The organism is Occultella aeris (assembly GCF_902703175.1).
GTDB classification, from domain to species: Bacteria; Actinomycetota; Actinomycetes; order Actinomycetales; family Beutenbergiaceae; genus Occultella; species Occultella aeris.
This window is the reverse complement of record NZ_CACRYJ010000050.1, coordinates 26,409-41,809: the sequence shown is the minus strand read 5'-3', so window position 1 is coordinate 41,809 and position 15,401 is coordinate 26,409. Positions and strand designations below refer to the sequence as shown.

Annotated in this window: 10 protein-coding genes; 4 read left to right on the top strand and 6 right to left on the bottom strand. The window is 71.3% G+C overall.

Features of this window, described 5'->3' with window-relative positions; translation table 11 throughout:
- Positions 1 to 94 precede the first annotated feature (94 nt).
- The 3 genes from HALOF300_RS17035 to HALOF300_RS17025 form a co-directional block, all read right to left on the bottom strand.
- The gene (locus tag HALOF300_RS17035; RefSeq protein ID WP_156742115.1) at positions 95 to 4,582 is read right to left on the bottom strand and encodes a S8 family serine peptidase; all 4,488 of its coding nucleotides are present in this window, start codon (positions 4,580 to 4,582) and stop codon (positions 95 to 97) included.
- A gap of 369 nt (positions 4,583 to 4,951) precedes the next feature.
- Entirely contained in the window at positions 4,952 to 5,656 is a 705-nt protein-coding gene (locus HALOF300_RS17030) for a glycosyltransferase family 2 protein (RefSeq protein WP_231955525.1), read from the bottom strand.
- Positions 5,657 to 5,703: 47 nt separating this feature from the next.
- Entirely contained in the window at positions 5,704 to 6,315 is a 612-nt protein-coding gene (locus HALOF300_RS17025) for a hypothetical protein (protein ID WP_156742113.1), read from the bottom strand.
- A 298-nt stretch (positions 6,316 to 6,613) separates the two neighbouring features.
- Between HALOF300_RS17025 and HALOF300_RS17020 the strand changes: the two genes are divergently transcribed.
- From HALOF300_RS17020 to HALOF300_RS17005, 4 genes are read left to right on the top strand one after another with little or no spacing between them, the layout of a single operon-like run.
- Complete coding sequence (locus tag HALOF300_RS17020) at positions 6,614 to 7,432, top strand: DUF4397 domain-containing protein (protein WP_156742112.1); 819 nt, start codon at positions 6,614 to 6,616, stop codon at positions 7,430 to 7,432.
- Complete coding sequence (locus tag HALOF300_RS17015) at positions 7,432 to 8,163, top strand: class F sortase (RefSeq protein ID WP_156742111.1); 732 nt, start codon at positions 7,432 to 7,434, stop codon at positions 8,161 to 8,163. The genes HALOF300_RS17020 and HALOF300_RS17015 overlap by 1 nt, the downstream gene beginning before the upstream one ends.
- Positions 8,160 to 8,777 carry an RNA polymerase sigma factor gene (locus tag HALOF300_RS17010; protein ID WP_156742110.1) on the top strand — a complete coding sequence of 206 codons (618 nt, stop codon included), beginning with the start codon at positions 8,160 to 8,162 and terminating at the stop codon, positions 8,775 to 8,777. Before HALOF300_RS17015 ends, HALOF300_RS17010 begins: the two co-directional genes overlap by 4 nt.
- A complete protein-coding gene (locus tag HALOF300_RS17005) occupies positions 8,764 to 9,477 on the top strand; it encodes an anti-sigma factor (RefSeq protein ID WP_156742109.1) in 714 nt (237 codons plus the stop codon). Before HALOF300_RS17010 ends, HALOF300_RS17005 begins: the two co-directional genes overlap by 14 nt.
- Positions 9,478 to 9,532: 55 nt before the next feature.
- On the opposite strand, the gene HALOF300_RS17000 is transcribed toward HALOF300_RS17005, so the two are convergent.
- The 3 genes from HALOF300_RS17000 to HALOF300_RS16990 are packed head-to-tail and all read right to left on the bottom strand — an operon-like array spanning position 9,533 to position 15,292.
- On the bottom strand, positions 9,533 to 10,978 hold the full coding sequence (locus HALOF300_RS17000; RefSeq protein ID WP_408636878.1) for a GH1 family beta-glucosidase: 1,446 nt from the start codon (positions 10,976 to 10,978) through the stop codon (positions 9,533 to 9,535).
- Positions 10,965 to 13,289 carry an alpha-xylosidase gene (gene yicI / locus HALOF300_RS16995; protein ID WP_156742108.1) on the bottom strand — a complete coding sequence of 775 codons (2,325 nt, stop codon included), beginning with the start codon at positions 13,287 to 13,289 and terminating at the stop codon, positions 10,965 to 10,967. The genes HALOF300_RS17000 and yicI overlap by 14 nt, the downstream gene beginning before the upstream one ends.
- The gene (locus tag HALOF300_RS16990) at positions 13,286 to 15,292 is read right to left on the bottom strand and encodes a beta-galactosidase (RefSeq protein ID WP_156742107.1); all 2,007 of its coding nucleotides are present in this window, start codon (positions 15,290 to 15,292) and stop codon (positions 13,286 to 13,288) included. The genes yicI and HALOF300_RS16990 overlap by 4 nt, the downstream gene beginning before the upstream one ends.
- Between the last annotated feature and the right edge of the window lie 109 nt (positions 15,293 to 15,401).

Below are 15,401 nucleotides of genomic sequence, written 5' to 3'. Positions count from 1 at the left end.
CGGCTACGAAGGTGCCGCCGAAGTGTCACAGGCGGCAGCCGTCGGCTTCTCCGAGCTGGGAACGCTGCAAATCCGGCTGCAGCGCTAGGTGCTGCTAGACCGGCGCCGGGATGCCGTGCTGCCACGGCCAGCGCCAGTCGGTCTTGATGTCGATCGAGGCCGAGCCCGGCTCACCGACGTCGTAGGCGTCCCTGTCGATGATCGTCAGGGTGAGCGTCCGCCGATAGAGGATCGGCAGCCACCGGTCGATGACGTCGACCGTCTCCGTGGCAGTCGCGGAGCCGGCAGCGAACGTGACCCTGCCGTCGAGTCGGACGTAGTCGATCCCCGGTATCGCTCGCCACGTGGGCTCCACGTGGTAGCGCATCGTGAGCGCCTCGGAGAGGTCACCGGTCCGTGTGAAGGTGAACAACCCGTCGGTGCGCGGCTCCTGCGCGTCGAGCGTGCCCTCGATCGTGACGACCGGGATCTCGAAGACGCCCTCGATCGTCACGCCGACGCCGGTGGTCACCGGCTGCGAGCCCGGGTTGTCGCTCACGTGGATGACCTCGTTGGTCAGCACGTCACCGTTGCCGACGCCCGAGTCGTCGATGGTGGCCTGGTAGGTGATCGTCACCGGGTCGAACGTCGGGCCCTGGTAGTCGAAGCACACGACGGTATCGTTCGCGACGACACCCGCCCCCGAGTCGTTGTTCACGAGCGCTTGGCCGGAGGTGCCCGGCACGTTCTCGGCCCCGATGGTCAGCGGACCCTCGACCGGACCGGTGACGTTGTCGTAGGCGACGTAGAACTCGTACTGACCGGCCGCGTCGTCCTGACCGCGCAGGGCGAAGATCTCGACGTCGTACGTGCTGTCCGGATCACCGTAGAGCTGGACGTCGTCGTACTCGATGACCAGCATGCTTCCGGCTCCGGTGCCGCCGAGGTTGACGAGCGTCACGCCCTTGTTCGTGGCCTCGTCGTAGACGATCTCCATGTCCTGCCAGAGCATGGCCAGCAGGTTGTTGGGCAGTGCCGCGGCGGGCACAGCCTGCGGTTCCCACGGGCTGCCGCCGTAGTTCGACGCGCCGTCGAAGATCACAAACCCGTCGTCGGTCAGTGAGATCGCGTCGTAGGCGACGCCGTAGAAGCTGAACGGCGCGACCGTGCTCGAGACCGTGAACGCCGCCGTGTCACCCGAGATACCGGGGTTCGCCGCGAAGTTCCCGAGACTTGCCAGGTCGACGTACCCGCCGCCATCGAACGGGTTGGCACACGTCGGGTTCGCACCACTGTGGGTGATGGCGTAGGAGCCCTCGGCGCCGACCGCGGTCGGCAGGATGCCCTGCCACTCCAGGACGCCGTCGGTCACCGTCGCGCCGCCAGTGGCCGAGCCCTCGACGTAGGTCATGCCCGCCGGGATCGTGTCGGTGAGCGTGTACTCGAGGTCGGTGTCAGTGACGTTCGGTTCGACGGTGACCGTGTAGGTCACCGTGTCGCCGGGCGATGCGACCTCGACGTCGGCTGTCTTGGTGACGTCGTCCGCGAACCGGTTCAGCGTCACCGGCAGGATGCCGATGTCCCCGGGTGAGTTTGCGGACGACCCGAGGCTGATGGCGCCGAACCAGCGTTGCCCCTCCTCCAGGAGGGGCTCGTCGTAGAACACCCGCAGGTCGAACGGTGTCCCGGCAGGGTTGGACGCCGGGCCTTCCACCGTCAGGTTTCCGGCATCTCCGGCCACGACCGCGACGCCGAGCGTGACCGTGTCGGTCGCGTCGGGCGCGGACGCCTCCCAGTTCTGCAGCAGCACCCACCAGGTGCCGGCGTCCGGGGCGCCCACGTCGCAGCGCTCGATGGAGCCCGCGGTCGTGCTCGCGCAGACCTCGGTCGCGGCGCTGGGGGTCGTGCCCTGCCCCACGAAGAGGTCGATGTCCACCGCCGTGGACGCCGTCACCTCAGCGACGAACCGAGCCGCGCCGTCGGGCACCTCGAAGGTTGCGACGACCGTCCCGGCCGGGGTGTCGTAGGGGTCGGGATTGGTCGGGTCCTGTGGCACGGAGTACTCGGTCGCGACGGACGGAGTGAGGCCGGCCACCCCGACATGCAGGTCGCTGATCTCGATGGCCTCGAGACCGTCGGCGAGCTGCGACCCGGCGTCCCGCCGGGTGTCGATGACGACCTCGTCCGGAAGCACGCCGGTCGAGGGCAGCACGGCGACCGGCAGGGCTGCGGGCGGGACACCCTCGGTCGAGGGGGTCAGCGTGACCTCACCGAAGAGCCAGGTGCCCGCCTCGACACCGGAGACATCCGCGGTGACGGTGATCTCCCGCGTCTCGCCCTCGGCCAGGGTGAAGGTGGACGGCGCCACGGTCAGCGACAGACCGTCCGCGGTTGCCGCGGCCGTCCAGGTGACGCTGCCGTCGGCGGAGCCGGTGACCGTTCTGGTCCACGAGCAACTCTGGAGGCACTGGCCGTCGGCCATGCTGGCCACGTTCAACGACCTAGGGTCACCGCCCAGACCCGGGTCCGCCGCCAGGTATGCGGCGATGGTCTCGTCGAGGAGGAGCCCGGCATTCGCGGCGGCCTGCAGGTCCACGCGACCCGAGCCCATGTCGAACGGGTCCGCCGGCGTCGTTCCGTCCTCCTTCGTGACGCTAGCGGTGCTGGCCGTGGTCATGAGGGCGGACTGGATCTCGGCGGGGGTCCACGTCGGCTCGAGCGCGGTGAGGAGCGCACCGGCCCCGGCGACGTGCGGGCTCGCCATCGAGGTGCCGGATACGAAGTTCCACGTCGCCGCCACCTCGGCATCGGTCGTCGAGGCGCCGTAGGCGGCGAGGATGTCGGTGCCAGGAGCGGTGACGCTCGGCGAGACGAGGTCGATCGCCCGGTTCGGACCGCGGCTCGAGCTCGCGGACGTCACGTCGCCGTTCTCGGGCCTGATGTCGAGTGACGCACCGGCGATCCCCCCGGCGTGCCCGTCGCCCTCGGCGAGCCAGGTCTTGAGCGAGACACCGTCGGCATAGGTGATGTGGACCGCGGGCAGGACGTGCGCGTCCCCGGTGAGCGATGAGCCGCTGGCCTCGTCGTTGGCGAGGATCATGCCGCCGGCACCGGCGGCCAGGGCCACCTGTCCCTTCTCGACGCGGCCGTTCTCGCCGCGGTCGCACACGACGATCTGGCCGTCGAAGGTGCCCTCCGGGAAGATCCCGGCCAGGCACAGCGGGTTGCCGTGGTCGCCCGCGTAGACGACGGGCGCCGGCCCGTAGCCGACGGTGAATCCGAGCCCGGCGATGTCGGGGTGGGTGACGCCGTCGGAACGGGTCAGACCGGTCGCCGCGTTCACATACCGGCGATCGTGCGTCGAGTTCGCGACGCTGGTGAGCCAGGGGGCGTCGGCCGGCGAGCCGAGGGTGGCGGCGCCCGGGCCGTCGTTGCCCGCCGACGTCGCGACGAAGACGCCGGCCGCGCGTGCGTTCAGGAAGCCCAGGGTGTCGGGATCGGCCCACACGCTCGACGGCGTTTCGGAGCCGATCGAGTAGTTGATGACGTCGACGCCGTCGTCGATGGCCTGGTCGATCGCTGCCGTGATCGCCGCCGTCGAGCAGCCGGTGGTGCAGACGTCGTAGGTGATCAGGTTGGCGTGCGGGGCGACGCCTTGGATGCGGCGGGTCTCGCTGATCCCGGAGGGTCCCTCGACGACCGCGTCCACCTGGTTGCCGGCGACCGTGCTGGCGGTGTGCGAGCCGTGGCCGTCCGTGTCGAACGGGCCGTCACCGACGAAGTCCCACGCGCCGATCAGCTTGTCGTTGCAGACGAAGCGCGGGTCGTACTGCTCGGTGTTCGCGGGGTCGCACATCCCGACGAATCCTGGCCTGGGGTTGGTGTGGTCGTAGCCGTCGCCGCCCGCGGTCACGGGCACCGAGTCGGCGAAAGACGGGTTGGACGGGTTCACGCCGGTGTCCAGGACACCGGCGACGATGCCCTCGCCGCGGGTGCCGTCGACTCCGGTGGCGCTGCCGTCCCAGATGGACGGGGCGCCGATCCAGGCGGGGCCGTTGTCGGTCTGCAACTGGCGCTCGACATCGACGACGACCGAGGTCACGCCGCTCAGTCGCGCGACCGCCGCCGCCTCGTCGGTGGTCAGTTCGACCGCGATGCCGTTGAGGGCGTACGTGTAGGAGAACGTGACGTCAGGGACCCGGCCGATCTCCGCCTCGATCGCCTGGGTGAGGTCGCCCTGCTCGGCGGCGAGGTAGGACCGGTACTCCTGGACCGACGCCGAGGCTGGGTCCAGCCGCTCCCCGGCGTCCGGTCTCGTCGCCTGGAACGCCTGGATGCCACCCTCGTACGCGGAGACCGTCGGCGCCTCGAGCTGGACGATGTACAGCTCGGCGGTAGCGGCCGTGCCGAGCCTGAGCACCGTACCCCGGTCCCGCGCGAGCGACGTCGACCCGGAGACCTCGGCCGGCTCGAGCGAGGACGCATCGGCGTCCGCCGGGTCGATCCGTTCGGTGCTCACGTGGGCGTTCGCGGCCGGGGCGAACCCCAGGGCGAGAGCGGCAGTCGCGAGCAGAGCAACAAGGCGTGAACGCGTCTTGGACACTTGGGACCGTCCCCCGAATAGACCTGAACTCGCATCGTCGCGAGTGAGCCATGTCTAGTCGTTCCCGAACCAGCGCGTCAAGGGCCTGTGAAGGCTCACAAGTTGCGGCCGGCGACGAGTTCGTCGTGCCAGCGCGGAGTCCTTGGGGGTGCGCTCGAGCGAGTGCCGTAATCGACGTGCACGATGCCGAACCGGCGCCGGGGACACCGTTAGTTCCTGCCCGATCCCTGCACGGGACGCAACGCCCATTGCGAACCGTCCGGGCGGGTCTCGCCATCCTCCCCCAGATCCACGACGTGCCCGGGCCGGCCGGCCTCCGGGTGAGGCATCGCGTGAGGGGACCGGCAGTGGACGCCGCGACCGCATGGCTCAGCGCGCCAACCGCACCTGCCATCGTTCCCACGGCCGTTGCACCCGCCAGTTCACCGAGAGGGTGTGCCGTGCACGGCCGATTCGGCGCCGCCACTGCGCCGCACCGCGCACCGACCGTGCCGAGACGCCCACGCCGGGGCCGCGATCGACCACGATCCGCGCATGCGGACCGAGTGCGAACGCCAGATCGAGATCATCGTGAACATCGGGGTCGTCGGCGTGCACGCGTCCTCGCGCGGACTCCCATGCCGAGCGCCGCAGCACCATGTTCGACCCCCACAGCGGCGGGTGACCGAGGGCGGCGGCACACAGCAGGTAGTACGAGCCCAGGTACAGGCGCGCGACCGGGCGTGCGAGCGGCCCCCCGTCGTAGAAACGGCCCGTGCCGGTGACCGCGTCAGCGCCGGCGGCCTCGATGGCGGCCACCATCCGGTGAACCCAGTCCGGCGGGGGCACCGAGTCCGCGTCGAGGCGGCCGATCAGGTGACCACGGGCTGCGTCGTAGCCGCGGGTCGCCGCCGGCGCGATGCCTGGTCGTGGCTCGGTGAGCAGCAGGGTCCCGTGCCGCTGCGCGACAGCGGCCGTCGCGTCGACGGACCCGTTGTCCACGACGATCACCTCCAGTGGCGGGCAGGTCTGCCGGCCGAGCGCCGCAAGGCAGCGCTCGAGCGCGGGGGCGTCGTTGCGCGCCGGGATGACCACGCTGAGTCCGGGAACAGGTGGGCATGATCCGGGCACTTCCGGGCCGGTCATCGCGTGGCGTCCCTGCTTGTGTTCCGGCGGCGGGCAACAAGGACACCGGCGAGGGCTGCGCCCGCTCCACCCGCCACCAGGTCACCGATCGTGTCCTCGTAACCCACGCCGATGTCACCATCCACGTAGGTGTGACCGGCCCACTCACCCACCTCCCACAGCACACCCAGGGCGAGGCCGACTACGAGTGCCGTCGTGGAGAGCACCAGCGTGCTCGACGAGCCCGGAGCGCTGAGGATGCCGGTGCGCCTCAGCGCGCTCGTGCCCATCGCCGCGAGCGCGCCGGTCGCACTCGCGTGCACCGCCAGGTCGAGCCAGCCGATCCGGGAGTACAGGTCGAACACGCTCGCCCAGGCCGCGACCAGGAGGACGGTGCCCGAGAGGGCCACCAGGCTCGCCGGCGTCGCCACGAGTCTGGCGAGGACCAGCCCGAGGAGCACGAGCGCCATCACGGCGACCGAGACCACCCCGAACGCAGCGGCGACGCCGACACTCAGGGCACAGGCACCCAGCACGAGCGCCTGGAGCACCCGGGCAACGGAGATCCGGCGGATGGTTCCGGTCGGGTCCCGACGCTCGGCGTCGGCGCCCCGCAGCACATTGGTCATCGTGTCACCGAACCCACCACGGGCGCCCGTTGGACTACGGCACCCCGGGCGCCGATGCTGCGCGGCACGGCCGAGCTCACGATCTCCCCGCCTCGGCCAGGCTCTCGATGGGCCACATCCCCCCACTATCGCCCGCCGTTGCGCCGCCCGCACGCCCGCGCCGCCGGCGTGCGGGAACACGTCCGCTGCGAGCGCCGGCAGAAATCTTGGCGCAGGTGCATCCGCGCGGTGCCCTCCGAAGGAATACCTCCATGTCAGCATCCCTCCGGCTCCGCCGGATCACCCAGGAGGAACCACCATGCGCAGATCAGCAGCCACTCTCGGCGGAACACTCGGCATCGCCGTGCTCGTTCTCGCCGCCGCACCGGCCGCCGCGGACTCCCATACCGCGTCACTGTCGGTGCTGCACGGCGTTCCGGACCTCACCGTGGACGTCTATGTCAACGGTGAGCTCACTCTCGACGACTTCACCCCCGGTGAGCTGGCCGGGCCGCTGGACCTGGAGCCGGGGACGTACACGGTCGCGATCACCGCTGCGGACGCAGCCGATGACAGCGCGCCGGCGATCGGTCCGGTCGACCTGCCGCTGGAGGCGGGCATGGACTACACCGCTGTGGCCCACCTGGACGCCGAGGGCAGCACCCCGACCGCCACGCTGTTCACCAACGACCACACTCCGACCGCAGCGGGCGAGGGCCGGCTCACGGTTCGCCACGTCGCGGCCGCTCCCGCCGTGGACGTGCTGGCCGGCGGGACGGCAGTGATCAGTGGCCTGGCCAACCCCGAGGAGTCCTCCCTCGACCTGCCCGCCGGCACCGTCTCGGCAGCCGTCGCGGCCGCCGGCACCACGGACCCGGTCATCGGGCCGGCAGATGTGACCGTCGCCGAGGGCGTCGGCACCATCGTCTACGCCTGGGGCAGCCTCGAGGCCGGCAACCTCGCGCTCGCCACCCAGACGATCGAGGGTCTGCACTCCACCCCGGACGGCGTGCCCACCGGTCAGGTGCAGGTCATCGAGAAGTCGTCCTCGGTCGCTCTCTGGGCGGGCGGTGCCGCGGCGCTGGTCCTGGTCATGGCTCTCGGCGTCCGTCGGGCCGCCGTGACCCGCACCCGCTGATGGGCTCGCGGGGCACGCGGCGCACCGGTGTCGTCGCCGTGGTCGCGGGCCTCGCCCTCATGGTGGGCTGCTCCCTCGCCCCTGGGGAGCAGCCCACCACCTCGACGGCGGTGCCGGCCGATGCTGCCGACTCGGCCGGCACCGCCACCACCGCGCCGGCGCCCGGGACCAGCACCCCGGCGCCGGACCGGTCCGAAGCGGCCGGCACGGTCACAGTCGAGCTCCTCCGAACGCGGGTCCCGGTGATCGACGCGACCGCCACCCGGCCCGTGGTGCCGGTTGTCGCCCCTGCTCGCATCCAGATGCCGGCACTTGACATCGACATGCCCGTCACCGCGGTCGGCATCGCCCCGGACGGTCAGATGGAGATCCCGGAGGATGCGCTGGTAGCCGGCTGGTACCGGTTCGGCCCGAGCGCGGGAGCGGGATCCGGTGCGGCGGTGATCGCAGCGCATGCCGGTTCGTACGTGACACCGGTGGGACCGTTCCACGGCTTGGGCGACGCCGCACCAGGCGATGCGATCACGGTCACCCTGGCGGACGGGACCGCGGTGCAGTACCAGGTGGAGTCCGTGGAGCGCCTGGCGAAGGACGTGATCGACCTGCGGCCCTACTTCGAGCGTGCCGGCGACCATCGGCTGGTGCTCATCACCTGCGGGGGACGCTGGGATGCCGAGAGGCAAAGCTACGACGACAATTTCGTGGTGACCGCTAGAGTTCGCGCAGGATGAGTCAGCGCGTCGGGCTCCCGTCGGGCGCGCCTCGGGTCACGATCGGGAGGTCTGCGCGGGTGGAGGACCTCGACGCGACGACCGCGCTCCTCGAACGGGCCTTCCTGGAGGGACGTCCCGAGTCGGTTCGCTCCATGTACGAGCGTTTCTCCCCGTTGGTGTTCACCATCGCACTGCGCTCCCTCGGTTCGGTGGTGGACGCGGAGGACGTGACCCAACAGGTGTTCGTGGCCGCCTGGCGTGGCCGTGCCACATTCGACCTGGCCCGAGCGCCGCTGCAGGCCTGGCTGGTCGGGATCACCAGGAACATCGTCGCGGACACCCATGCCCGCCGGGCCCGGGAGGGCCGGGCCGCCGCCGCGGCCAGGACCGGCGCCGTCGAGCAGGTGGCGGATGGCTCGGCACAGGTGGTGGACCAGGTCGTGGTCGCGCAGGCGATCGAGGATCTTGGTGATCCACAACGCACAATTATCCGTATGGCGTTCTTCGACGAACTGACCCATGTCGAGATCGCCGACCGGGTGGGCCTGCCCCTCGGCACGGTGAAGTCACACATCAGACGGAGCCTCGGCAGGCTACGCACGAGACTGGAGGTGACAGATGTCCCATCTTGACGACGAGACGATCGCCCTCCGCGCCCTCGGCGAGGATCCGGGGCCGGAAGCGCTGGCGCACCTGGACGGGTGCGATGCCTGCCGGCAGGAGGTGACCGCCCTGGAACGGGTGACCACTGCCGCCCGTTCCGGTGCACCTGAACTGGAGCGGCCCGATGAGCACGTCTGGGACCGGGTCGCCGCCGAGCTGGGCCTGGCCCCCGTGCGTCCGAGCACGGACGCCCCGGAGGCCGGCGGGACGGCCGCCACGCCGCTGCCCGTGCGCAACCCTCGACCCACGCCGTGGTGGCGGCGTCCGGCCTGGGTCGCCGCCGCCGGCTTCGCGCTCGGGGTGGCAGGCACCGCAGTCGCGTTCTCGCTCGGCGAGCCCGAGGCGCCCGTGGTCGCTTCGGCCGAACTCGCCCCGCTCCCCGGCCACGATGTGACCGGCACGGCTGCGGTGCATCAGGTGGACGATCATCAGGTGCTGCGCGTCGAGCTGCCGGACCCGGGCAACGCGGGCTACCTGGAGGTGTGGCTCCTTGACGCCGACGCGCAACGGCTGGTCAGCCTCGGCATCCTCACCGGTACCGAGGCCAGCTTCGACCTGCCCCCTGGTCTGGACCTCGGGGAGTTTCCTGTCGTGGACGTCTCGGACGAACCGTTCGACGGCGACCCGGCGCACAGCGGCGACAGCATCGTGCGCGGCACGCTCTCCTGAGCGGATCGGGGCCGATCCCGGGCGTGCCGCCCACCTGCCGGGGCCGGCCCGGCGGTCAGAGCGAGCCGGTGGCGATCAGGTCGGCGTACCAGCGGGCGGAGTCCTTCGGGGTGCGCACCTGCGTGTCGTAGTCCACCCGCACGATCCCGAACCGGCGCTCGTACCCGAACGCCCACTCGAAGTTGTCGAACAGCGACCACACGAAGTAGCCGCGCACGTCCGCACCGGCGTCGATGGCCCGCGCGACGGCGTCGATGTGGCCGTGCAGGTAGGCGACCCGGTCGTCGTCGTGCACGGCGCCGTCGGGACCCACCTCGTCGGCGAACGCGGCGCCGTTCTCGGTGATCATCAGCGGCGTGTCCGGGTACTCGCGGTGCAGCCGCAGCAGCAGTTCGACGAGCCCGTCGGGGTCGATGTTCCAGCCCATCGCGGTGTGCGGGCCGGGCATCTCGAGGAACTCCACCGTGTCCGCGCCGACCCAGGGGCTCGCGCCGGCGCCGTGCCCGTCGGCCCGCTCCGGCTCTCCCGTGCCCGCGTGCCGGCGGGCCCGGGACGTGGAGTAGTAGTTCACGCCGAGGGAGTCCAGCGGGACGTTGATGAGCTCGCCGTCGCCGGGCTGCACGAAGGACCAGTCGGTCAGGTGCGCGGTGTCGGCGAGCAGGTCGGCCGGGTAGGTGCCCTTGAACAGGGGGTCCAACCAGATCCGGTTGCCGACCGCGTCGAGCTGCCGGACGGCGTCGGCGTCGGCCGCCGAGGTCGCGTCCACCGGGCGGGTCACGTGCAGGTTCAGCGTGATCGAGACCGGGGTGTCCTCGCCGAGCTCGTCGCGGATCGCGCGTGCGGCCAGGCCGTGGGCGAGGTTCAGGTGGTGGGCGGCCTGCAGCGCCGCCACCGGTTCGGTCCGGCCGGGCGCGTGCACGCCGGCGGCGTAGCCGAGGAACGCCGCACACCACGGCTCGTTCAGGGTGGTCCACAGGCCCACCCGGTCCCCGAGCTCGGCCGCGACGATCCGCGCGTACTCGGCAAAGGCATAGGCGGTGGCCCGGTTCGTCCAGCCGCCGGCCTCCTCCAGCTCGGCGGGCAGGTCCCAGTGGTAGAGCGTCACCACGGGCTTGATGCCGGCCGCCAGCAGCTCGTCGACGAGCCGGGAGTAGAACGCCAGGCCCTCGGGGTTCGCCGATCCGGACCCGCCTGGCTGCACCCGCGGCCAGGAGATCGAGAAGCGGTACGCCGCCAGACCGAGCTCCTTCATCAGGGCGACGTCCTCGGTGACGCGGTGGTAGTGGTCGATCGCGACGTCGCCGGTGTCCCCGTTGAGGGTCCTTCCCGGGGTGTGCGAGAAGGTGTCCCAGATCGACGGTCCGCGGCCACCCTCGGTGGCGGCGCCCTCCACCTGGTACGCGGCGGTGGCCGAGCCCCACACGAAGTCGGCGCCGAAGCGGCGCCCGGTGCCCGGGTCGGCGACCGCGTCGGTCGCCGGGGAGGTGTCAATGCTGGTCACGGTCTGCTCCGTCGGTGTCGAGTCCCGCCCACGACGGCGGAACGTCCAGTGTGAGGGTATCCCCGCTCGCGGGGTGGTCGGCTCCGGCGAGGCGCACCGCCCAGGGGCGGTCGGTCCCTGCGGCGCTCACTTCGAGGCGGTTGCCGGTGCGGGTCACCGTGAACGTCGCCGCGGTGCCCGAGGCATCCGCCGTCGGGACACTCACCGTGGTGCCGGCGCCGTCGGCGAACTCGAAGACCGCCAGCCGCACGCCGTCGGCGTAGTCGTAGTCGGGCCGGTCGGTGCGGGCACCGAGCGGCAGCACGGCGCCTGGCCGCACGAGCAGGGGCAAGGTGTCGAAGCCGTGCCGCTGGCGCACCCACCTCGGGCCGGTCAGCTTCTCGTCGGTGAGCAGGTTCGTCCAGGTGCCCTCGGGGACGTAGAACTCGACGTCCCCGTCGGCGTCGAAGACCGGGGCCACGAGCACCGAGTCGCCGAGCAGGTACTGGGTGTCGGCCGCGGCCGCGCTGCGGTCGCGGGGGAACTCCAGGACCATCGGGCGCATCACCGGCACCCCCTCGGCGGTGGCGATCTGGCCGGCCCGGGCCAGGTAGGGCATCAACTCGTACTTGAGGTGGATGAACCGGCGGGCCACGTCCACCGCCTCGTCGTCGAATGCCCACGGCACCCGATAGGAGGACGACCCGTGCAGGCGGCTGTGCGAGGAGAGCAGACCGAACGCGAGCCACCGCTTGAACACGGCTGGGTCCGGCATGCCCTCGAAGCCGCCGATGTCGTGGCTCCAGAACCCGAACCCGGACATCGCCAGGGACAGCCCGCCGCGCAGCGACTCCGCCATCGAGGCGAACGTCGACTCGCAGTCACCGCCCCAGTGCACCGGGAACTGCTGGCCGCCGGCGGTCGCCGAGCGCGCGAACAGCACGGCCTCACCGGTCCCCCTCTCCTTCTGGAGGAGCTCGAAGACGCAGGCGTTGTACAGGTGCGTGTAGTAGTTGTGCATCCGCTGTGGGTCGGACCCGTCGTGCCAGACCACGTCGGTGGGGATCCGCTCGCCGAAGTCGGTCTTGAACGCGTCCACCCCCTGGCGCAGCAGCACCCGCAGCTTGTCCTGGTACCAGGTCCACGCGCCGGGGTTCGTGAAGTCCACGAGAGCCATCCCGGCCTGCCACATATCCCACTGCCAGATGTCCCCGTCAGCGGTCTTCACCAGATAGCCGAGTTCGGCCCCCTCGGCGAACAGGTGTGAGCGCTGGGCGATGTAGGGGTTGATCCACACCGAGACCTTCAGGTCGCGCTCGTGCAGCCGGGTGAGCATGCCCTCCGGGTCACCGAACGTGGCCGGGTCCCAGACGAAGTCGCACCAGTGGAACTGCCGCATCCAGAAGCAGTCGAAGTGGAACACCGACAGCGGCAGATCCCGCTGCGCCATCCCGTCGATGAAGGACGTGACCGTCGCCTCGTCGTAGTCGGTGGTGAACGAGGTCGACAGCCACAGCCCGTAGGACCAGGTGGGCACCCGCGCCGGGCGGCCGGTCAGCGCCGTGTACCGGCGCAGCACCTCCTTCGGGTCGGACCCGCCGATGACGTAGTACTGCAGCACCTGCCCCGGCACCGAGAACTGCGTCCGGGAGACCACCTCCGTGCCGACCTCGAAGGAAACCCGTTCCGGGTGGTCCACGAACACCCCGTAGCCGCGGTCGGAGACATAGAACGGGACGTTCTTGTAGGCCTGGTCCGACGCGGTGCCGCCGTCCTCGTTCCAGATGTCGATCGACTGGCCGTTCTTGACCAGCGGCCCGAACCGCTCGCCGAGGCCGTACAGGTGCTCGGCCACCCCGATGTCGAGCTGCTCGCGGACGTAGTGCGAGCCGTCGTCGGTCGAGATGATCCCGATGCCGCGATCGGCCGAACCGGTCAGGATCCGGCCCTGCGCGTCCGTGAACTCCAGGCGCCAGGGTCCGTCGGTGTCGATCGTCGCAGTGAGGTCGCCCGTCGTGAACGTGGCGCTCTCCCCGGGCCGCTCGGGCCGGTGGATGTGCACGGCGCCCGGCGCGGCCTCCAGCTCGAACGCCGGCCGCCGGTCGCGACCGCCCTGGAAGTGCTCGATCCGCACGCCGATCACGCCGTCGAGCGGCGAGTCGAGTGTGATGGTCACCATCGGTCGGTTCAGGGTGTCCCCCCGCCGGTTCAGCGGCGCGGTGGCCGCATACACGGTCAGCGAGTCGCCGCCGTCCTCGACGGACTCCACGTGGCGGGGACGGAGGATCTCCACGCCGGGCAGCACGTTCCAGTAGCCATCGGTGAACTTCATGGTTGCCTCTCGATCAGGACGACGCTGCCGTCGGCCGGGACGTCCGCGGCGTGCGGGTGGTCGGTGCCGGTGAGCACGTCGCGGCAGGCTCGCGTGAGCGGGACGCTCACCCGCGCGCCGGTGTGGTTGAACACGAAGGTGTGGTCGCCGCGGACGGCGTGCTCCACCCCGGGTGGTGGCTGCGCCACGATGCCCGACGGGGTCACGCCGGCCGCGTCGAGGCAGGTCGCCACCCAGGCCTCGAGCAGGTCGTCGCCGCCGACGGCGGCGAGGTAGAGCAGCCGCCCGTCGGGCGAACGGACCGCGGCGGGTGCGCCGTCGAGGTCCGCGCCGACGAACGTGCCGAGGACGACGGCGGAACTCGCCTCGAGCCGTTCGGCCCAGGTGTGCACGGCGTACCGGTGACCGTCGAGTACCAGGGCGGCTCCGCCGTCGGGCAGTGGGCACCACTCCTCACCGCCGGCGCCGAGCAGATCGGCGAACGGGGCCGGGAACGCCCCGGTCCGGATCGCTGCGTCGGCATCAGCGACGGCACTGAACGGACCGAGCGCGAGGGTCCCGCCGGCGGCGGAGTACGCCCGCAGGTTCGCGACCGCAGCGTCGGTGACCAGGTGCAGCTGCGGTGCGATCACGAGGTCGTAGGAGGTCAGGTCCGCCTCGGGGTGGACCACGTCGACGGCCAGGCCCCGGCGCCACAGCGGCCGGTACCAGGACAACATCTGGGGCAGCACCCGCAGCCGGGTGCTCGGTCCGCCCGGTTCCTCGGCCGCCCACCAGCTGGACCAGTCGAAGGCGATCGCGACCCGGGCCCGGATCTGCGACCCGGCGACCGGCGCGAGCGCGGCCAGGTCGGCGCCGAGCGCCCGCACGCTGCGGTGCAGTCTGGTGTCCGGTCCCGCGTGCGGCAGCATCGCCGAGTGGAACCGCTCGGCCCCGGCCGCCGAGGCCCGCCACTGGAACGAGAGCACGCCGTCGGACCCGTGGGCGATCGCGCGCAGGGCATCGGCGCGCATCCGGCCCGGAGATTTCGGCGGGTTGTGCTCACGCCAGTTCACGGCGCTGACGGCCTGCTCCATGAGGAGCCATGGCCCGCCGGCGAGGGAGCGCATCAGGTCGTGGGTGAGCGCGGCCAGGACCGGGGCGTCCGGGTCCGCCGGATCCGGGTAGGAGTCGTCGGAGATCACGTCCAGCTCACCGGCCCAGGACCAGTAGTCCACGTGCGGAAAGAACCCCATGAAGTTGGTCGTGATCGGGGTCGCCTGGGCCACCGTGCGGATCACGTCCCGCTGCGCCGTGTACAGCTCCAGGAGGGTGTCGGAGCAGAACCGGCGGTAGTCGAGCCGCTGGGTCGGGTTGATCAGGTAGGGCGCCGCTCGCGGCGGCACGATCTCCTCCCAACGCCCGTACGCCTGGGACCAGAACGTGGTTGCCCACGCGGTGTTCAGTCCGGTCAGGTCGTCGTAGCGGGCCTGCAGCCAGCGCCGGAACCCGGCGGCGCACGCCTCGCAGTGGCAGATCTGCCCGAACTCGTTGCCGACGTGCCACATCGCGACGGCCGGGTGGCCGGCGTACCGGGCCACGACGTCGGTGGCGATCTCGAGCGCGTGTGCGCGATACGTCGGCGAGCTCGGGCAGAAGTGGTTGCGGGAACCCTGGCTCAGCCGCACCCCGTCCGCGGTCACCGGCAGCGTGTCCGGATGGTCGTGGGCCAACCACGGCGGCGGGCTGGCCGTGGGCGTGGCGAGGTCGACGGCGATGCCGGCGCCGGCTAGGAGGTCGAGGACGCGGTCGAGCCAGTCGAAGTCCCGCACGCCCGGGCTGGGTTCGATCCGGCTCCAGGAGAACACCCCGACGGTCACCAGGTTCACCCCGGCGGCGACCATCAGCACGACGTCGTGTTCGACGGTCTCGGCGGGCCACTGCTCCGGGTTGTAGTCGCCGCCGTAGAGAAGTCCACGGGTGGCGGTGAGGTCCCGCAGCCCCGGTCGCGTCCTGCCGGTCATCGACCGCCTCCCTGGAGTCCGCACTGACTTGATCGACCGAGTTGTCGAAGCGTTTCAACACCCTAGCGATGGCGACGACTTGTGTAAAGTGGCGCTCGCGACAGTCTGG

What these genes read in the sequence shown, in the direction of transcription:
- HALOF300_RS17025 (WP_156742113.1), bottom strand. Translation starts at nt 6,315, where the DNA reads ATGACCAATGTGCTGCGGGGCGCCGACGCCGAGCGTCGGGACCCGACC.
- HALOF300_RS17020 (WP_156742112.1), top strand. Translation starts at nt 6,614, where the DNA reads ATGCGCAGATCAGCAGCCACTCTCGGCGGAACACTCGGCATCGCCGTG.
- HALOF300_RS17015 (WP_156742111.1), top strand. Translation starts at nt 7,432, where the DNA reads ATGGGCTCGCGGGGCACGCGGCGCACCGGTGTCGTCGCCGTGGTCGCG.
- HALOF300_RS17010 (WP_156742110.1), top strand. Translation starts at nt 8,160, where the DNA reads ATGAGTCAGCGCGTCGGGCTCCCGTCGGGCGCGCCTCGGGTCACGATC.
- HALOF300_RS17005 (WP_156742109.1), top strand. Translation starts at nt 8,764, where the DNA reads ATGTCCCATCTTGACGACGAGACGATCGCCCTCCGCGCCCTCGGCGAG.
- yicI (WP_156742108.1), bottom strand. Translation starts at nt 13,289, where the DNA reads ATGAAGTTCACCGATGGCTACTGGAACGTGCTGCCCGGCGTGGAGATC.
- HALOF300_RS16990 (WP_156742107.1), bottom strand. Translation starts at nt 15,292, where the DNA reads ATGACCGGCAGGACGCGACCGGGGCTGCGGGACCTCACCGCCACCCGT.